General features: G+C 39.4%; 14 protein-coding genes, 3 rRNA genes and 1 pseudogene. 5 read left to right on the top strand and 13 right to left on the bottom strand.

From position 1 onward, the window contains the following. Positions 1-747: 747 nt before the first annotated feature. The 3 genes from A3Q33_RS10425 to A3Q33_RS10415 all read right to left on the bottom strand — a co-directional run bounded on the left by A3Q33_RS10425 (position 748) and on the right by A3Q33_RS10415 (position 3151). On the bottom strand, positions 748-1623 hold the full coding sequence (locus tag A3Q33_RS10425; protein WP_081179877.1) for a Rossmann-fold NAD(P)-binding domain-containing protein: 876 nt from the start codon (positions 1621-1623) through the stop codon (positions 748-750). A gap of 53 nt (positions 1624-1676) precedes the next feature. Next, the gene (locus A3Q33_RS10420) at positions 1677-2153 is read right to left on the bottom strand and encodes a nuclear transport factor 2 family protein (protein WP_155866752.1); all 477 of its coding nucleotides are present in this window, start codon (positions 2151-2153) and stop codon (positions 1677-1679) included. A gap of 101 nt (positions 2154-2254) precedes the next feature. Then, the gene (locus tag A3Q33_RS10415) at positions 2255-3151 is read right to left on the bottom strand and encodes a bifunctional GNAT family N-acetyltransferase/hotdog fold thioesterase (RefSeq protein ID WP_081179875.1); all 897 of its coding nucleotides are present in this window, start codon (positions 3149-3151) and stop codon (positions 2255-2257) included. Between the two features lie 57 nt (positions 3152-3208). On the opposite strand from A3Q33_RS10415, the gene A3Q33_RS10410 reads away from it, so the two are divergent. Then, positions 3209-3979: a spermidine synthase gene (locus tag A3Q33_RS10410; protein WP_081179874.1), complete on the top strand. Its 771-nt coding sequence runs from the start codon at positions 3209-3211 to the stop codon at positions 3977-3979. A gap of 15 nt (positions 3980-3994) precedes the next feature. Here A3Q33_RS10410 and dtd read toward each other — a convergent pair whose 3' ends face one another. The 6 genes and pseudogenes from dtd to typA form a co-directional block, all read right to left on the bottom strand. After that, the gene (gene dtd / locus A3Q33_RS10405; RefSeq protein WP_081179873.1) at positions 3995-4432 is read right to left on the bottom strand and encodes a D-aminoacyl-tRNA deacylase; all 438 of its coding nucleotides are present in this window, start codon (positions 4430-4432) and stop codon (positions 3995-3997) included. Further along, positions 4433-5394 (bottom strand): annotated as a pseudogene (pip, locus tag A3Q33_RS10400) (prolyl aminopeptidase). It lies immediately after the preceding gene. Between the two features lie 64 nt (positions 5395-5458). Continuing rightward, entirely contained in the window at positions 5459-6337 is an 879-nt protein-coding gene (locus A3Q33_RS10395; RefSeq protein WP_231295830.1) for a virulence factor BrkB family protein, read from the bottom strand. Between the two features lie 223 nt (positions 6338-6560). Then, entirely contained in the window at positions 6561-6725 is a 165-nt protein-coding gene (locus tag A3Q33_RS20600) for a hypothetical protein (protein WP_155866751.1), read from the bottom strand. 38 nt (positions 6726-6763) lie between these two features. Then, the gene (locus A3Q33_RS20735) at positions 6764-6946 is read right to left on the bottom strand and encodes a hypothetical protein (protein ID WP_081179871.1); all 183 of its coding nucleotides are present in this window, start codon (positions 6944-6946) and stop codon (positions 6764-6766) included. A gap of 629 nt (positions 6947-7575) precedes the next feature. Next, complete coding sequence (gene typA / locus A3Q33_RS10385) at positions 7576-9393, bottom strand: translational GTPase TypA (protein WP_081179870.1); 1818 nt, start codon at positions 9391-9393, stop codon at positions 7576-7578. Positions 9394-9738: 345 nt separating this feature from the next. Here typA and glnA point away from each other — a divergent pair, with 345 nt between their 5' ends. From glnA to glnG, 4 genes are all read left to right on the top strand, one after another. Beyond that, on the top strand, positions 9739-11145 hold the full coding sequence (glnA, locus tag A3Q33_RS10380) for a glutamate--ammonia ligase (protein WP_081179869.1): 1407 nt from the start codon (positions 9739-9741) through the stop codon (positions 11143-11145). 122 nt (positions 11146-11267) lie between these two features. Beyond that, positions 11268-11795 (top strand): DUF4124 domain-containing protein, encoded by a 528-nt coding sequence (locus A3Q33_RS10375; RefSeq protein WP_081179868.1) that lies wholly within the window; start codon positions 11268-11270, stop codon positions 11793-11795. 77 nt (positions 11796-11872) lie between these two features. Beyond that, on the top strand, positions 11873-12958 hold the full coding sequence (gene glnL, locus A3Q33_RS10370; RefSeq protein WP_081179867.1) for a nitrogen regulation protein NR(II): 1086 nt from the start codon (positions 11873-11875) through the stop codon (positions 12956-12958). Continuing rightward, complete coding sequence (glnG, locus tag A3Q33_RS10365) at positions 12958-14364, top strand: nitrogen regulation protein NR(I) (protein WP_081179866.1); 1407 nt, start codon at positions 12958-12960, stop codon at positions 14362-14364. Before glnL ends, glnG begins: the two co-directional genes overlap by 1 nt. A gap of 177 nt (positions 14365-14541) precedes the next feature. Here the strand turns inward: glnG and epmA are convergent, their stop codons facing one another. The 4 genes from epmA to A3Q33_RS10345 all read right to left on the bottom strand — a co-directional run bounded on the left by epmA (position 14542) and on the right by A3Q33_RS10345 (position 19243). Further along, positions 14542-15519 carry an elongation factor P--(R)-beta-lysine ligase gene (gene epmA / locus A3Q33_RS10360; protein WP_081179865.1) on the bottom strand — a complete coding sequence of 326 codons (978 nt, stop codon included), beginning with the start codon at positions 15517-15519 and terminating at the stop codon, positions 14542-14544. 347 nt (positions 15520-15866) lie between these two features. After that, a 5S ribosomal RNA gene (gene rrf / locus A3Q33_RS10355) occupies positions 15867-15981 on the bottom strand. 98 nt (positions 15982-16079) lie between these two features. After that, positions 16080-16194 (bottom strand): 5S ribosomal RNA (gene rrf / locus A3Q33_RS10350). Between the two features lie 156 nt (positions 16195-16350). Continuing rightward, positions 16351-19243 (bottom strand): 23S ribosomal RNA (locus A3Q33_RS10345). Positions 19244-19651 lie beyond the last annotated feature (408 nt).

Here is a 19651-nt window from a genome sequence, read left to right as displayed (position 1 = left end):
AGATTGGTTTCAGTGATGAGATAACAGTAAAACCCTTTTACTTCAGTTGCAAAAGATAAATTAATCGGATGGTAAGATAGTCAGACTGGCTTGCACAAAACCTGGTACCTGCATTGGCTAATAAAAAAGCCGGAGGGATGATGAGGAGTGTGAGCGCAAACAACCATCGGGGCCAGAAGGTAAAAATCCTTCATAAACAGGCCGGATATATGAGAGCAATGATTTTCTCTTACATAACGATTAAATGTCTTGCAAACGGAGTGGGTCCATATATGCAGGTACTTATGTTTAGTCTGGAACAATAAACATGTATTCTTGAACAATTTATCCTCGCTTAAAATTGGTCAATAACTTATTACATTTGGTATAAAGTTAAATATCAGTCAATTCAGATCAGTAAAAAAACTATTGATGCTAATAAAAGCACGGAACAAGTGAGCCATATTTTATCACTGATTTTGGAGGAATTGTTACGATTCATCAGTCTTAACTTTGTCACTGCTAAAAAGAAAAAAGTCGTTATTAGCGCTATTAAAAAGTGTGTTTGAATCGTCAAAAACTGACTATTTTGCTCCCAAAGAAAAACCGGACCACTGTAGTTTACAAAAAATAAATTTAACAAGGACACATGTGCCCACAGCACAAAAAACAACAAGATCATTTTATATTGATATATTGTTTTTAATAGCTTGGTAATGACATTATTCGCCATAGCATTTTAACCTTAACTTATTCAGCAGTCAGACCTTAAATATTGTCTAACTCGTGATTTTCGTCTTTTAACCAGTAAAGCAAATCGTCATGTACATAATCGTAAGACAATTCACCACGTAATGTTGCACCAATAATCTTCTTTCCCTCGTTTTGCTGTTGCTCAATTGCAAATTTAGGCACAGGCAAACTTAAAGCTTGCGCAGCTACTTGATAATAGCGCTGTCGATTACTGTCAGTATGACTAACAACATTATAAATATTTTGTTTGCTCTGAGCACTATCGAGTTGGATCAGTTTTTCTAGAATATTGACAACATCTGTTTGGTGCACCAAATTCACTGCTGCACTGGCATTTTCAAAAATACGTTTTGCCTGGAGAAATTTCCCTGGGTGACGATTAGGTCCAACGAGGCCTGCAAGTCGCAAAATATGCACTCGTTTAGAGAATTTTTTAACCGCTTGCTCTGCCGCCAGCAAACTGCCTACTTTCTCGGCGGTTACATCAAGCTCACTGGTTTCATCTACTCGCCCAGCTAAACCGTTATAAATGGCAGTCGAATTCAGTAAAATAATGTGTTGAGTTTTACCTAATTCAGCCAAATGCACCAGTTGTTGAATTTTCAAAGGATAATCTAACCGACCTTTTTTTAATTGGGGCGGTATCGCAATAATTAATACATTTTTTTGAAATAAACGCGGTTCTACACCAGCCAAATTATCCAGGTGGTTACTACGCAATACGTCATCAACAAGTGGTAAGATAAGTTGAGTCGCAGGTATATCCAGTACGCTAAGGTGTTCACCGGTTTGTGGTGATTGATAACTAGCCATAATATCGGTATGGCTAGCGAGTAAACGTTTCGCTAAAGCCTGCCCTAACCAACCACAACCAATAATACTAACACTCATATTTGAAATTTCTCCGAAAATTACATTACACAACGATGATAATTTGTCTGACTTTATTTATGTGTTTTTCGATATACTTTAATAGACTCGACAACTTCACTGGCAATAGCATTCGGCACTGGAATAGATAAATTATATTGTAGTATTTTCCAGCCCTGTGGCGTTTTAATTAACAAACCAGTTCCGCGACAACGGCCATAGTTTTTATTTTCTAGTAACTCATCAAAAAAAACAATGTTACTTGCTTGAGTCGGCGTTACATTTCTCTCAATGGGCACGTATAACCAGCCTTTACCTTGATTAAAATAAGGCATAACAAAAGCAGAAAATTCGTTTTTATTCCAGCGTTCCCCGCTATCAGTTCCAAGGTAAATAGCATCTTGAGCAAGTAAACTCATGTATTTATCAAAGTTTGCTTCGCTAGCAGCTTGGTGAAAGCTATCAAGCACCTCATTATGCTCATTATTTGATGCCGATACCGAGCTTGTAAATAGACTGAAAAACATGAAACTTAGCATTAATTTATACATACTGACCGTTCTTATTATTGATTAATTTATGGTCATAATAACTGAGTTATAACCTGATTGGTTTTTTGCATTTTTAAATGCGCTTTATCTCTTCAAACCAACTATGACCGTTTGGCCATAGCGACATATGAACCTGTAAATAGTGCTACAACTTTATCACCACAACAGACTTCAACGTCGATATTAAAGCGAGCATTCTTGCCATCTAACAAAGGTGCTACGCTGCCCGTGACTAGATTTAACGAGGTTTGAGCATGCGCAATACCACCCAAAGGTGCTATATAACGAATATTCCCTTCGGCTAACACAATATCAGCTTGCTGTGATTGCGCCTGCAACGCAAAATATACCCAAGCCCAACCGGTAAGGGTTGCCAAGGTATATATGCTGCCTGCAAACATGGTGTTGTGCAGGTTTTTATTAAAACTGGGTTCGCAATTAGTAAGTAGTATTTCTTGATCAAAATAACAAATATTAATATTCATCGCTTTACTAAGAGGAATTGTTTGATGCCAAAGTTGCTGTAAGTCATCGGCAATTTGAGATAAATGTCTAACTGTTGACGATATGCTTTTAATCATTTTGTCGTGGCTTACATTTTCATAAAGGGTATGTGAATAACCTTTATTGACATACCCTAACGACTGATAAAATCCAATAGCATTGGTGCGAGCATTTAACTCAATAGTTTTAATCCCTGCTTGTGCCGCTACATGCTCTAATTCGTTGATAAGTAACTTGCCAAGCCCTCTGCCTCGTAATTCTTCACTTATAGCCATATAACGAATATGCGCATGCTCTTGCCCACTTTTATGCAACCGTCCAACACCAATGATGTTATCCATATCGTCAACGATGACACGATGGTATGATTGCACTTCCAAGTCATCTTTTTCGCTTCCAATTGGCTGTTGCCAAGGCTTGCGAAGACTTTGCCAACGTAGTTGATAATACTGGGCTAGTTCAGCTTCATTTTTCGGCGATCTACATTTGTACATTGTCTATAATTAATCTTATACCAGTGAAATATAATTATTTCGGGAATTTAACAACACGTGAAACTTACTCAACATGTTAACCAAGGTCGACTAGTTTACCTCAGTAACACGGCAGACCAAATAACCATTAGCGAAAATGAACATTATCGCTGGTTAGCATTTGACGATGTTATCCAAAGTGTTATGCATTTACGTTGCCCTGAAAAATTAACCCTTCCGCATCACTATGCGGCGTTGTTACCTTTATTGTTTTTTAAACCCAAAAAAGTAATAGAGCTTGGTCTTGGGGGAGGCAATTTAAGTCGGTTTTTAAGTACATTACATCCAGATATTCACGTGATAAGCATTGAACTTTCTCAAACAGTTATTGCTTGCTTTCAACGCTACTTTAACCCAATGAAACATCCTATAGTGGTTGAGAATAGCGAAGCTTTAGCTTGGCTGCAACAAACACAATGCGCAACTGAGTTAGCTGTTGACTGGCACATTTGTGATGTTTATCAACATCACGCTAAAAGCTTTCAAAGCAGAGTTGACCTGTTAACCGCACTGATAGACAACTTGCAGGATAATGGGTGTTTAACGATTAACTTACCTGACCTTGATGACCAAGAAATTAACCTCTGCTTGACTATTTTAAGGCAACTACAAAGTTCACACCATATTATTTATTTTCATATACCACGCTATCTCAATGTGGTTATTCATTTACTGCCAAAACACTGGATGATAGATAACGTAAAAAAACGTTCAAAAGCTACCTACCTCCCTTCAGTACAATACCTGAGGTGGCGGAAATTTTTTAACCAACACATGAGTGCTAATTAACCGGCATTAGCCACATTAACCTTGTAAATTAATAGTTACCGGACCATCATTTAACAACCGCACTTGCATGTCTGCGCCAAAAACCCCTGTAGGTACACGAAAGCCAAGGCTGCGTAAGTGTGTACAAAAATACTGATACAGTTCATCGCTCAACTTTGCTGGTGCAGCACTGGTAAAGCTAGGTCGCATGCCTTTTGTGGTATTCGCGGCTAAAGTGAACTGTGAAACCACCAATATTTCACCACCAATTTGCTTAACATTTAAATTCATTTTTCCGTTTTCATCGGAAAATATTCGATAGCCCGCGACCCGCTCGGCCAAGCGTTTTGCTTTTGCTTGGGTATCTTCTGGTTCTATCGCTAATAGTACTAATAACCCCTGCTCAATTTCACCAACAACGTTATTATCGACGCTAACACTTGCTTCGGTCACTCTTTGCATCAATGCTATCATTTACTCTGTACTCTGTTCTGCAATAAAGTTTGCCATCGTATCTGTTGCTTGGCAGAAACCATCAATAGTTTGTGATTCAAAACCGCTATGCCCTGCCCTAGGGAGGATTTGTAATTGTGCGTTTGGCCATTGTTGTACCAACATATCGGCACTGCGCAATGGACAGACCATGTCATAGCGTCCGTGTAGAATAATGGCTGGAATGCTTTTAATTTTATCAATGGAGGCTAAAATAAAACCGTCATCAATAAAGCATTTATTAATAAAGTAATGGCTAGATATTTTCGCCTTACATAACGCTTGATGCGGATCTTCAATATGTTGAATATCAATAGAGTGGTGTTCTATTGATGACAGTCTTAACTCCCATAAACACCAAGCTTTATTGGCTGCCGTAGCGGCTATTTCATTAGTACCCGTAAGTACATCATAATAGCCTTGCAGAACATCATGGGTTTTAGATTCATCAAGTTGCGCTGTAAATTCACGATAGTATTCAGGAAAAAAACCTGCCACTCCATCCTGTCCATACAACCAATGATATTCAGCCGGTGTGCCGAGAAAAATACCTCTTAAAATAAAACCTAGTACAGTTTCTGGGTATTCAATGCCATAAAGCAACGCTAAAGTAGACCCCATGATCCACCAGACACTAACCAACGCGAGATACTTAAATGCTTGCGAATGACTTCAAGGTCAGCAACTAAATGAGCTGAGGTATTCTCCCTTATACTAGGCGATGGTTTAGAGCGCCCACAACCGCGTTGGTCAAATAAAATTATCCGATATTTTTCGGGATCAAAATATCGTCGATGATCTTTGCATGAACCACTACCAGGGCCGCCATGAAGATATACAACGGCGATACCGTTTGGGTTACCTGACTGTTCAAGATAAAGTTGATGGCCATCACCGACGTCAAGCCATTCTTGCTGATAAACCGCAATATTTGGATAAAGCATTCTAGACATATACTGTTCCTTATATAAAATCTATTCGGTTTAATACGATTGAAATAATTATTTTTTAATCCGCATCTTGCTTAGATTGCTCAGCTTTTTTTTCGTTATCGAAATCTTCTAATGATACGGTAAACAATGCACCAACAAGCACCACTAACCAGCTCAAATACACCCATAAAAACAGAATAGGAATACTGGATAGCGCGCCGTAGATGGCTTGGTAAGAAGGTAATTGTGTTACATAAATAGCAAACGCTTTTTTAGCTATTTCAAATAAAACGGCTGCTAAAATAGCTCCAGCAATAGCAAATTTTGCCGGAATCACTTTATTTGGTACGACCATATATAAGATGAAAAAAGCCGTTGTAGAAGCAACTAAAGGTAGCGCTCGGACAAATATATTGGTGATGCCTAATAAATCATAGTCCCCTATCGATACTAACGAAATAATATAGGAGCTAATCACCAAACTACTGCCGACCAATACTGGGCCTAGAGTTAACACCATCCAATACATTGAAAAAGATGTAATCATTCTACGCTTTTCATTTACGCGCCATAATTTATTTAAACATTTATCAATTGCGGAAATTAGCATCATGGCAAGCACAAATAATGCACTTATTGCAACTGCTGACATTTTAGAGGCGTTACTAACAAAGCCAGTGATATGCTCTTGTACTACATCACCAGAGGCTGGCACGAAATTCAAATAGACAAAATTTTCAATTAATTGACGTATTTCGGAGAAAATTGGAAAAGCGGTCATCATAGACAACATCACTACAATTAATGGCACCAATGACATCAAGGTAACATAAGATAAATAGCCAGCCGTGACATGAATGCGTTCAGTTTTAAAGTTTTCAATAAACAATAATAAAAAGCCAAGCGCAGGTCCGGCATATCGATGGTGTTTTAATTCTTCTAATTTTGGGTGCATATACATTACTAGTTAGAGCCATTATATTTATATTAAGGCAATGTATAAAATAACGGTAGTCATAATCTCAATAATTTTATCTTTCAGTTACTTATATCTAAGATAATAACTGATATATCGCACGTTATTCTGTGTGTTTTAATGGGTGACAGGGTATAAACAACGCAGTAATAAACCTAGCAAATCAAAGAGTCGCTAGGTTTTATTAGATATAAAAAATATTTTAACGTGAGAAATAAATCTGCTCTAAGTTTTCTTCTGGCCAGTTCGATAATTGATTGATTTCAGCTAATAAGCACGATAACTGCTTAATATGGCTAGGGTTAGCAGCGCCTTCTTCAAATAGCTTACTTAATTTTTGTAACGTTTTCAGTTGTTCTGGTGACATGAAGAAATTATCCTTTTTCTTTAATTATGAATATTATTTTAGCTAGCTGAGCGCCTTACTCCTTTAGGAAACGCGACTATAGTACTTTTTATGGGCTCTCGCCCGTCATTGATAAATTCATTGTATAGTTCATCTAGTTCGTGCTTTTCTAATAATTTTGTATTATTGGTAACAGCTTTCTCAAATAGGCAGTTTAGCCTTGCTAGTTTATTTGCTTCCATGATTATTGCCTCCTAAGGTACATACGATTAACCTTTTACCAATTGACTCATTCAGAGCTCTTCATTTTTCATGAAGTTAAATGGATAAATACAAGGTGTAATACCCACTCATTTATTATCTGAGCATTTATACGGGTTAAAACCACCGACTACTGCGTTATTTATTTAATCATTATCGCTGCATGGATAATGCAGCTTATTAGACAATGCAGGCGCATATTGTCCTGAACAACCTGTGATTAAAATAAACACCTTGTATTGGGCCATTTTTCCTACGTATAAAAGTGATCACTTAATTAATGAAATTAGTATGAAATCTAGAAATAATTAAATAACTTGATATTACATAGCCTAAATATAGCAGTTAATAAACTTTCTAAAAGGTAGGAGGGGACGATTAAATAATAAATTTTTTAAAAACAGATAATTTAACAAAAAATAAGCAGTAGTCAATTGAATTTAAATGATTTTATTGAATACATTAATAATTATTAAGCACATTACTAATAGATATTTGAGATATGTCTTACACAAACGGCGTCTTCAATGACCTTTTTTCTGGTTTAGTCGACACAAAAAAGCCACCAAAATTTCTTCAGGTGGCTTGTTTTCGCAATTAACTTATTAAGTTATTTAGGTGAACGACCTTCACGCTTACGATCATTCTCTTTCAAGAATTTTTTACGTATACGAATGCTTTCAGGTGTTACTTCAACTAGCTCATCGTTATCGATAAACTCTAATGCTTGTTCAAGTGACATTATGATAGGTGGCGTTAACGTTTGTGCTTCATCAGTACCTGATGAACGAACGTTTGTTAGCTGCTTACCTTTAAGGGCATTTACGGTTAAATCGTTATCGCGACTATGAATACCAATAACTTGACCTTCATAAATATCAATACCGTGTCCAATCAACATACGACCACGTGATTGTAAGTTAAAGATAGCGTTAGTTAATGCTTTACCTGTTGCGTTAGCAACCATTACACCATTTTTACGTTGGCCAATTTCGCCACCTTTGTGAGGTCCGTATTCAAAAAATGTATGATAAATTAAGCCTGAACCTGATGTTAATGTCATGAATTCAGTTTGGAAACCAATCAAACCACGACTTGGCATGATGAAATCCATACGAATACGACCAGTACCGTCAGGTGCCATATCAGTTAGTTCAGCTTTACGAACACCCATTTTTTCCATAATAGGTCCTTGATGCTGTTCTTCAACATCAATGGTTACTGTTTCGTATGGTTCTTGTAGTTCACCATCAATTTCACGAATAATAACTTCTGGACGAGATACCGCTAATTCAAAACCTTCACGACGCATGTTTTCAATTAAAATACCTAAATGAAGTTCACCACGGCCCGATACTTTAAATTTATCAGCATCTTCTAATTGTTCAACACGTAAAGCAACGTTATGAATTAATTCTTTTTCTAAGCGGTCTTTAATATTACGTGAAGTAACATACTTACCTTCTTTACCACAAAATGGTGAAGTGTTTACTTGGAAAGTCATGTTGATTGTTGGTTCATCAACTGATAATGCAGGTAGGCCTTCAACTTCTGTAGGACAACAAACAGTATCTGATATTTTCAATTCACCTAAACCAGTAATGGCGATAATGTCACCGGCAAAGCCTTCTTCGATATCATGACGTTCTAAACCTAAGTAACCAAATACTTTACCAACTTTGGCATTGTGTACGCCGCCGTTTGCTAATTTGATAGTCACTTGTTGGTTTGGTTTAACACTACCGCGCGTAATACGGCCAACACCGATTACACCTAAGTAAGAGCTGTAATCAAGTTGAGAAATTTGCATTTGGAATGGACCGTCTGGATCCGCTGTTGGTGCAGGCACTTCTTTAAGAATAGTATCGAAAAGTGGTGTCATATCTGTACCAGTTTCGCCTTCTTCAAGCGTAGCCCAACCATTGATTGCTGAAGCGTAAACAACTTTAAAATCAAGTTGTTCATCAGTAGCACCAAGGTTATCAAATAATTCAAAAACTTGGTCCATTACCCAATCAGGGCGAGAGCCAGGCTTATCAACTTTGTTAATAACAACTATTGGCTTTAAACCTTGAGCAAACGCTTTTTTCGTAACGAAACGCGTCTGTGGCATAGGGCCTTCTTGCGCATCAACAATAAGTAACACTGAATCTACCATTGACATTACACGCTCAACTTCACCACCGAAATCAGCATGGCCAGGAGTATCTACAATGTTTACACGGTAGCCGTTCCAGTTAATAGCCGTGTTTTTAGCTAAGATTGTGATACCACGTTCTTTTTCGATATCATTTGAGTCCATCGTACGTTCTTCTAGACCGCCACGGGCGTCTAGCGTACCTGATTGCTCAAGTAATTTATCAACTAAAGTGGTTTTTCCGTGGTCAACGTGAGCAATAATTGCCACATTTCTTAATTTATCTAACACAGGCGTTACTCGCTGTTACTATCGTTTTTTGCTACTTCAAGCAATTTAACGAAATAGGGCTACAATTGGGCGCGTATTATACAGCAGAAGTCTCAGCAAAGACACCATGATAGAAAAATATAATAACAAAATATTATTCTGTTGTTATACTGCCAATGATTAAATTAGAGCATACGCACCACAATGCAGCAACAGACGCACGGTTGTGGTGCAAGCTAAATTAATAAATAATATTAAAGTTATATATTTCAATGACTTTAGCTTTGGCACAGTATTCGCTTAAGCACAGACAATAAAGAATTAAGTTTTTCAACATTTAAGCACTAACTACACTGGAGACTTTCAATGTCAAACGCAGTTTTAGATTTAATTAAAGAACATGACGTCAAATTTGTTGACTTACGCTTTACTGATTCAAAAGGTAAAGAGCAACACATTTCAATTCCTCATCATCAAGTTACGGAAGATTTTTTTGAAGACGGTAAAATGTTTGATGGTTCTTCTATTGAAGGTTGGAAAGGTATTAACGAATCAGACATGGTGATGATGCCTATAGCTGAATCTGCAGTACTTGACCCTTTTACTGAAGCAGTAACATTAAATGTTCGTTGTGACATTCTTGAACCTACAACGATGCAAGGCTATAGCCGCGATCCTCGTTCAGTAGCTAAACGCGCTGAAGATTATATGCGTAGCACTGGCATTGCAGATACAGTTTTAATCGGTCCAGAGCCAGAGTTTTTCGTTTTTGACGATGTTCGTTTCCATACTGACATGAGTGGTTCATTCTATAAAATAGATGATAAAGAAGCGGCTTGGAATTCTGGTACTGAATACGAAGAAGGCAATATGGGACATCGTCCTGGCGTTAAAGGTGGTTACTTCCCTACGTCACCGGTAGATTCTTCTCAAGATCTACGTTCAGCTATGTGTTTAGTTATGGAAGAAATGGGCTTAGTTGTTGAAGCACATCACCATGAAGTAGCAACAGCCGGTCAAAACGAAATCGCTTGTCGCTTTAATACCATGGTTTTAAAAGCAGATGAAGTACAAATATACAAATATGTTGTTCATAACGTAGCTCACGCTTACGGTAAAACAGCAACATTTATGCCTAAGCCATTAGTAGGTGATAACGGTTCAGGTATGCACGTTCATCAGTCATTAGCTAAAGACGGTGTAAACTTATTCGCGGGTGATAAGTACGGCGGATTATCTGAAATGGCACTTTACTATGTTGGTGGTATCATCAAACATGCTAAAGCATTAAATGCCTTTACCAATGCTTCTACTAACTCATACAAGCGTTTAGTACCACATTTTGAAGCACCAGTGATGCTTGCTTACTCAGCTCGTAACCGTTCAGCGTCAATTCGTATTCCAATTGTTCCATCGCCTAAAGCAATGCGAATTGAAGTACGTTTCCCTGATCCAACGATGAACCCTTACTTAGGTTTCTCAGCAATGTTGATGGCTGGCCTTGACGGTATTAAAAACAAAATCCATCCTGGCGATGCCATGGACAAAGATCTTTATGACTTACCAGCAGAAGAAGCAGCAGCTATTCCACAAGTTGCTATTTCATTAACTGACGCATTAGATTCTTTAGAAAATGACATGGACTTCTTAACGGAAGGTGGCGTTATGGATAAAGACATGATCGATGCTTACATTGGTATTAAGCGTAAAGAAGTTGAGCTGTTAAATCAAACGACTCATCCTGTTGAGTTTGATATGTACTACAGCGTGTAGATATTTCAAATAGCAGAAATAAAAAAAGCTCACCTCGGTGAGCTTTTTTTGTGGTACATTTGTAATAATTTGGATAGATTATACGTAATTAACACTAAACCTACGGAACAGGATTATTACTTTTGATTAACATTGCACGTTTTTGCATTTTCTTTCTATTGCTCACGCAAGCTTTGTCTGTGTTTGCTGGCTCTGCTAAAGTTTATGTATGGCGAAACGAGCAAGGTGTGCTAGTTTTCTCAGATAGCCCTAAGCCTGGTGCTGAAGAAGTCGATATCAAAGAACCAAACACGGTTAAATCCTCAATTGATACTTCAATCTTAGATATTAAACCAAAAGCGATTGATAACAATTATCAAGTAGAAATAGTTCAACCCGAAAACAATGCAACTGTTAGGGATAATACTGGCTCTGCATATGTTTCAGGTCGAATTAAGCCTATATTCAAACGTGGTCTTAAAATACAGTTATATTTGGACGACAAGCCCTATAAAAAGCCACAAACACACTCGATGTTTGTACTTAGAAATATTGATCGTGGTGAGCACCAAATAAAAATGTCTTTAATTGACGATAAAGGCAAGGTTATTGCAACATCTCTCCCAGTAACGTTTTATATGCACAGAATATCGGTTAACAAGGCAAAATAGCCCATAATTCAGTGCATATTGCACCATCTTTATTTACACTCGTTACTTAACGCACCATTTTAGTGCAAGGAAAGGTAATGTCTAGTAACGTTGTAAATTTAAAAAAAATAAAAAAACACTACCAACAATCTTTACCTAACCAAATGGTAACGGCCGTTGTGGTATTAGATCATGAACTTAACATTTGCTATGTAAACCCCGCTGCAGAAGCCTTACTGGTGAAAAGTTTGAGTAAACTATACCGACTGCCCATCGAACAAGTATTTTACAACACCCCAATCAACAACGCTCGCTTGCAGCAGTTACTCACCACAGGTCAAGAGTTTAGCGATAGTGATGTTACAATTGAATTTTTTGATCAGCGACAAATCACCGTTGAAATCACCGCCTCTTCCGTTACCTTTGATCAACATCCCCATATTTTATTAGAATTCAAACAAATTGATCATCAAAAACATATCAGTGCTGAAGCATTTCAACAGCAACAATGGGAGTCTGCTCGTGATCTTATCCGCGGTCTTGCGCATGAAATTAAAAATCCGCTCGGTGGTCTTCGTGGTGCAGCGCAATTATTAGATTTAGAGTTAAACGTCGAGCAAAAAGAATACACCGCGATGATCATAGAACAGGCTGATAGGTTAACAAATTTAGTTGACCGACTGTTGGGTCCTAACCAATTACCCGTTATGAAATTACAAAATATTCATATCGTTATTGAAAAAGTTTTCCAACTGACAAAGTTTGATAACCCTAAAAATATTATATTAGCGCGGGACTATGACCCTTCAATACCCGAATTAACTTTCGACCAAGATAAGATTCAGCAAACCGTTATTAATATTGTACATAACGCCATTCAAGCATTAGATGGTGCAAGTAAAATTACGCTAAGAACAAGAGCAGCAAGCAATAAAACCATCAATGGTAAACGTATAAAGCTTTGTGCTGAAATCAGCATAATTGACAATGGACCCGGCATTCCTGAACATATTCAAAGCACCCTATTCTATCCTATGGTATCAGGTCGCGCATCTGGCACTGGTTTAGGGCTTTCAATATGCCAAACGATTATCCATCAACATCACGGAAAATTATCCTGTATAAGTCGACCTGGGCATACAGAGTTTACTATTTTAATACCCTTTGAAAGCGAGATAAAATAATGGTCACCGAACAAGTATGGATCGTCGATGATGATAGCTCAATCAGGTGGGTGCTAGAAAAAGCCCTGTCAAATGCCAATATAAGCGTGGGCACATTTCATAATCCAGAAGATCTTTTAATCGCATTAGAACACACTCAACCTGAGGTAATTATTTCTGATATTCGCATGCCAAATATTGATGGCATGACACTATTAGGAAAAATCAATGATCAGTTTGCTGATATTCCGGTTATTATCATGACCGCTCATTCGGATCTTGATAGTGCCGTGAATGCTTATCAAGGTGGTGCATTTGAATATTTACCAAAACCTTTTGATATTGAAGACGCTGTCACCCTAGCTAATAGAGCTTTAACACATGCGCGTGAATTAAAATCTAAGACACAGCAGAAAGTACCCTCAGTAGACGCTGTTGGTATTATCGGCGCTGCACCATCAATGCAGGAAGTTTTTCGGACTATCGGCAGGCTATCACGTTCAAGTATTAGTGTATTAATCAATGGTGAGTCAGGGACAGGTAAAGAGTTAGTTGCACATGCATTGCATATGCACAGCCCGCGTTCAGCCGCACCTTTTATACCGCTGAATATGGCTGCGATTCCAAAGGATTTAATCGAATCTGAGTTATTTGGACATGAAAAAGGCGCATTCACTGGCGCTAATGCTGTGCGACATGGTCGTTTTGAACAAGCACATCAAGGCACACTATTCTTAGATGAAATAGGTGATATGCCACTGGATATTCAAACAAGGCTACTTAGAGTCTTAGCTGACGGACAATTTTATCGTGTGGGTGGCCATTCTCCGATTCAAGTAGATGTACGCATAATCGCTGCTACCCATCAAAACTTAGAAGAACGAGTCACGAGTGGTGACTTTCGTGATGACTTATTTCATCGACTCAATGTTATCAGGATCCAAATACCAAGCCTGCGAGAAAGAAAAGAAGATATTAGTCAGTTAGCACAGCATTTCTTGAAACAAGCAGCAAATGAACTAACAGTAGAAATTAAAACCTTACATAAAAGTACTTTGTCATATTTAGAACACTGCGAATGGCCCGGAAATGTTAGACAATTAGAAAATATTTGTCGATTCCTTACCGTTATGGCTAGTGGTAAAGAAATCTTGATGTCAGACCTACCTAGCGAGCTTACTGTTAAGCCCGTTACTGTGAAAGATTCAAATGGTAGTTGGCAAGATAGCCTGAAAAAATGGGTCGACACTGAATTATCTACAGGAAAAAGTAACATTATTGAGCAAGCATTGCCTGAATTTGAAAAAGTATTATTGGAGAGTGCTTTACAGCACACGCAAGGACATAAACAAGAAGCGGCTAAACGTTTAGGCTGGGGAAGAAATACGTTAACCAGAAAATTAAAAGAATTAAATATGCCAGATTGATCAACACCAACATTATGATTTTACTGATCTACTTTATACGCAGGGAAAAAGCTAAATATAAAGTACTTTAATTGATAAATAGATTGGAGCCTGTAACAGAATAGTTAGTTAATACTAATTTAACTAACTGCCCACTGTAGTAAAATTATCAAAGTAATCTGGCAACACGTACATAAGTTATGCATCCGTAATTGCAAAGGTAATAACCTGATCTATTTTACTTGCCGATATAGCAAGCATGACCAATCGATCAATACCGAGTGCTACACCAGCACAAGATGGTAAGCCGTGCTCTAGTGCTGAGATAAAATTTTCGTCTATTGCATGCTGAGCTTTGCCTAAGCTCGCTCTAAAGTCGTTATCTTTCCCAAAACGTAATTTTTGTTGTTCAGCATCTGTTAACTCATGAAAACCATTCGCGAGCTCAATACCTTTAAAATAACATTCAAACCGTTCTGCTACACGTGGATCAATTTTACAAACCTTTGCCAATGACGCTTGGCTTGCTGGGAAGTTATAAACAAAACAGGGTACATCACTGCCAATATTAGGCTCTATTAACTCAGCCATGATAAATTGCAGTAATGTATCAATACAATCTTCTCTTTCTAACCAATCGCTCAACTTGTTATGCTTTGAGATAACTTCAATTAATTTCTGTTTATCCGTATTTAAAGGATCAATATGGACTTGTGTCATAAACAGATCTTGATAGCTGATACGTTCAACTTGTTGGCAATCGAGAATAACCTTTAACAAAGCCTCCACTTCATCCATTAACTGAAAATGGTCATAATCAATCCTGTACCATTCCAGCATAGTAAATTCAGGATTATGAAAACGACCATGTTGTTCATGACGGAACGCTTTACAAATTTGATAACAACAGCCATAACCACTTGCTAAAAGACGCTTCATAGCAAACTCTGGTGATGTTTGAGCATATAGAGCCGTAGACTGATCACAATGGCTTTCTGGTGAATAGTTATATTGAGTAACAAAAGCATCTAAATGCGCGTCAGTAACTGTTGCATGGGAAAGCAAAGGTGTTTCTACTTCTATGACATTACGCACTAAGAAGAATGACCGAATTTGGGCTAATACCTGTGCCCTTTTTTTAGCATCTTGCCAATTCATACTGGGTTGCCATGACATAACACAATTACCTTTAAGTTAGCGTAATACCAATTGAAATAAATAATCGATCATTTTAAGGCGGTTTAAATCGTCAATAACTGCGTTGTTTTCAATCTCAATAGCCCGCTATTACTCAATCAAACGCCTTATTCTTGAACAATTTATCCTCGCTTAAAATTGGTCAATAACTTATTACATTTGGTATAAGACCAATTTTACTAATGAGGAAGCCACGTTATACGTAGCAACGTAGCAATAAAGTCCCTTTAATTAATCAAATTAATAGAAATTTAGCGATACTGCAAACGTTTTAAAGGCAGACAGCAAAAAGCCCGACTCTTTCGAGTCGGGCTTCTTAAATAGGAGCCTGATAATGTCCTACTCTCACATGGGAACTCCCACACTACCATCGGCGCTAACACGTTTCACTTCTGAGTTCGGAATGGGATCAGGTGGGACCATGTCGCTATTGTCATCAGACAAAAAACTTTATGAATTAATTAACTTAAAAATTAGCTAAGTCATAAGGTTTTAGACAAAAAACCCGTAGCATCAGCTACGGGTTTCTCTAAATAGAAGCCTAGCAATGTCCTACTCTCACATGGGAACTCCCACACTACCATCGGCGCTAACACGTTTCACTTCTGAGTTCGGAATGGGATCAGGTGGGGCCATGTCGCTATTGTCGCTAGACAAAAAGGGTACAATCTTGAAAGCTGTATCACTGAGACATTGTCTCAGTGATGATAAATACGTTTTGTTTTCGAATTCTTATTCAATTCTTTATGTACGTGTCATTCTTTCGAATGTTGTCAAACTTCATACAACTTAAAACCACTTGGGTGTTGTATGGTTAAGCCTCACGGGTAATTAGTATTGGTTAGCTCAATGCCTCGCAGCACTTCCACACCCAACCTATCAACGTTGTAGTCTCCAACGACCCTTTAGGGAGCTTAAAGCTCCAGTGAGAACTCATCTCAAAGCCTGCTTCCCGCTTAGATGCTTTCAGCGGTTATCAGTTCCGAACGTAGCTACCGGGCAATGCTATTGGCATAACAACCCGAACACCAGCGGTTCGTCCACTCCGGTCCTCTCGTACTAGGAGCAGCCCTCTTCAATTCTCAAACGCCCACGGCAGATAGGGACCGAACTGTCTCACGACGTTCTAAACCCAGCTCGCGTACCACTTTAAATGGCGAACAGCCATACCCTTGGGACCGACTTCAGCCCCAGGATGTGATGAGCCGACATCGAGGTGCCAAACACCGCCGTCGATATGAACTCTTGGGCGGTATCAGCCTGTTATCCCCGGAGTACCTTTTATCCGTTGAGCGATGGCCCTTCCATACAGAACCACCGGATCACTATGACCTACTTTCGTACCTGCTCGACGTGTCTGTCTCGCAGTTAAGCTGGCTTATGCCATTGCACTAACCGTACGATGTCCGACCGTACTTAGCCAACCTTCGTGCTCCTCCGTTACTCTTTAGGAGGAGACCGCCCCAGTCAAACTACCCACCAGACAGTGTCCCCAAGCCCGATAAGGGCCCTAGGTTAGAACATCACGCATACAAGGGTGGTATTTCAAGGTTGGCTCCACTTCATCTAGCGACAAAGTTTCAACGCCTCCCACCTATCCTACACATGTAGGAGCAATGTTCACTGTCAAGCTATAGTAAAGGTTCACGGGGTCTTTCCGTCTAGCCGCGGGTATACGGCATCTTAACCGCAATTTCAATTTCACTGAGTCTCGGGTGGAGACAGTGTGGCCATGATTACGCCATTCGTGCAGGTCGGAACTTACCCGACAAGGAATTTCGCTACCTTAGGACCGTTATAGTTACGGCCGCCGTTTACCGGGGCTTCGATCATGAGCTTCTCCGAAGATAACCCAATCAATTAACCTTCCGGCACCGGGCAGGCGTCACACCGTATACGTCATCTTTCGATTTTGCACAGTGCTGTGTTTTTAATAAACAGTTCCAGCCACCTGGTTACTTCGACTCTCCGATGCTTACGCCGCAAGGGCTTCACATTAGAGAGCGTACCTTCTCCCGAAGTTACGGTACTATTTTGCCTAGTTCCTTCACCCGAGTTCTCTCAAGCGCCTTAGTATTCTCTACCTAACCACCTGTGTCGGTTTGGGGTACGGTTCCTATATATCTGAAGCTTAGAAGCTTTTCCTGGAAGCATGGCATCAATGACTTCAACTCCGTAGAGTCTCGTCTCGTATCTCAGCGTTTAAATGAAATCCCGGATTTACCTAAGATAACCGCCTACGTACTTTCACACGGACTACCAACGCCGTGCTCACCTAGCCTACTCCGTCCCTCCTTCGCAATATATAGAAGTACAGAAATATTAATCTGTTTCCCATCGACTACGCGTTTCCGCCTCGCCTTAGGGGCCGACTTACCCTGCCCTGATTAACATGGGACAGGAAACCTTGGTCTTTCGGCGGGGGAGTTTTTCACTCCCCTTATCGTTACTCATGTCAGCATTCGCACTTCTGATACCTCCAGCAAGCTTTACAACTCACCTTCAACGGCTTACAGAACGCTCCCCTACCACTTGAACCTAAGTTCAAATCCGCAGCTTCGGTGACTAGTTTAGCCCCGTTACATCTTCCGCGCAGACCGACTCGACTAGTGAGCTATTACGCTTTCTTTAAAGGATGGCTGCTTCTAAGCCAACCTCCTAGCTGTCTATGCCTTTCCACATCGTTTCCCACTTAACTAGTACTTTGGGACCTTAGCTGGCGGTCTGGGTTGTTTCCCTCTTCACAACGGACGTTAGCACCCGTAGTGTGTCTCCCGCATATCACTCATTGGTATTCGGAGTTTGCAAAGGGTTGGTAAGTCGGGATGACCCCCTAGCCTTAACAGTGCTCTACCCCCAATGGTGTTCGTGCGAGGCTCTACCTAAATAGATTTCGGGGAGAACCAGCTATCTCCCGGCTTGATTAGCCTTTCACTCCGACCCACAAGTCATCACCGCATTTTTCAACATACGTGTGTTCGGTCCTCCAGTTGATGTTACTCAACCTTCAACCTGCCCATGGGTAGATCGCCGGGTTTCGGGTCTATACCCTGCAACTAAACGCGCAGTTAACACTCGCTTTCGCTACGGCTCCCCTATTCGGTTAACCTTGCTACAGAATATAAGTCGCTGACCCATTATACAAAAGGTACGCAATCACTAGACTAAATCTAGCTCTCACTGCTTGTACGTATGCGGTTTCAGGTTCTATTTCACTCCCCTCACAGGGGTTCTTTTCGCCTTTCCCTCACGGTACTGGTTCACTATCGGTCAGTTAGGAGTATTTAGCCTTGGAGGATGGTCCCCCATGTTCAGTCAACGTTTCACGTGTGCCGACCTACTCGATTTCATGATAAGTTTATTTTCGTGTACGGGGCTATCACCCTGTATCGCTCTACTTTCCAGTAGATTCCACTAACTTACAAACCACTTAAGGGCTAATTCCCGTTCGCTCGCCGCTACTAAGGAAATCTCGGTTGATTTCTTTTCCTCGGGGTACTTAGATGTTTCAGTTCTCCCGGTTCGCCTCATTAAGCTATGTATTCACTTAATGATACCCAACTTACGTTGGGTGGGTTTCCCCATTCGGATATCTTTGGCTATAACGGTTTTTATCACCTCACCAAAGCTTTTCGCAGATTAACACGTCCTTCATCGCCTCTAACTGCCAAGGCATCCACCACATACGCTTAGTCACTTAACCATACAACCCCAAGTAGTTTCCTATTTGGTACACCGCGGAGACTAATCCACAGCAATTGTAAAGTCTGACATTTTCACGCACACAAAGTGTGTCTTGAATAAGAGTGGTAACAAATTTAACTCGTAAAAGTAAATTTACTACCGGGTTGATTACGTTTCCGAGGAGGAACCGTAATCACCATTATTAACAGGCGATATTCCTATTAATAACAGCTTGGTATTTATAATTTATGAACAACAGCGCGACACCGTGTTCATCATATAAATACCGGTATTTATATCAGCTTTCCAGATTGTTAAAGAACTAAACTTATACACGCATTCGGTATAAATCTTGGTTTAAAAAACCAAACTTAACTTATCAACTTTGATAGTTTAAGTTTGGTCATTCAATTCTTTTGAAGAAGTA

Origin of the sequence: Colwellia sp. PAMC 21821, assembly GCF_002077175.1 — a bacterium.
Classification (GTDB): domain Bacteria; phylum Pseudomonadota; class Gammaproteobacteria; order Enterobacterales; family Alteromonadaceae; genus Cognaticolwellia.
Note: the sequence above shows the minus strand (reverse complement) of the source record. Positions and strands in the feature narration are given on the sequence as shown.

What these genes read in the sequence shown, in the direction of transcription:
- A3Q33_RS10425 (WP_081179877.1), bottom strand. Translation starts at nt 1,623, where the DNA reads ATGAGTGTTAGTATTATTGGTTGTGGTTGGTTAGGGCAGGCTTTAGCG.
- A3Q33_RS10420 (WP_155866752.1), bottom strand. Translation starts at nt 2,153, where the DNA reads ATGTATAAATTAATGCTAAGTTTCATGTTTTTCAGTCTATTTACAAGC.
- A3Q33_RS10415 (WP_081179875.1), bottom strand. Translation starts at nt 3,151, where the DNA reads ATGTACAAATGTAGATCGCCGAAAAATGAAGCTGAACTAGCCCAGTAT.
- dtd (WP_081179873.1), bottom strand. Translation starts at nt 4,432, where the DNA reads ATGATAGCATTGATGCAAAGAGTGACCGAAGCAAGTGTTAGCGTCGAT.
- A3Q33_RS10395 (WP_231295830.1), bottom strand. Translation starts at nt 6,337, where the DNA reads ATGCACCCAAAATTAGAAGAATTAAAACACCATCGATATGCCGGACCT.
- A3Q33_RS20600 (WP_155866751.1), bottom strand. Translation starts at nt 6,725, where the DNA reads ATGTCACCAGAACAACTGAAAACGTTACAAAAATTAAGTAAGCTATTT.
- A3Q33_RS20735 (WP_081179871.1), bottom strand. Translation starts at nt 6,946, where the DNA reads ATGGAAGCAAATAAACTAGCAAGGCTAAACTGCCTATTTGAGAAAGCT.
- glnA (WP_081179869.1), top strand. Translation starts at nt 9,739, where the DNA reads ATGTCAAACGCAGTTTTAGATTTAATTAAAGAACATGACGTCAAATTT.
- glnL (WP_081179867.1), top strand. Translation starts at nt 11,873, where the DNA reads ATGTCTAGTAACGTTGTAAATTTAAAAAAAATAAAAAAACACTACCAA.
- glnG (WP_081179866.1), top strand. Translation starts at nt 12,958, where the DNA reads ATGGTCACCGAACAAGTATGGATCGTCGATGATGATAGCTCAATCAGG.
- epmA (WP_081179865.1), bottom strand. Translation starts at nt 15,519, where the DNA reads ATGTCATGGCAACCCAGTATGAATTGGCAAGATGCTAAAAAAAGGGCA.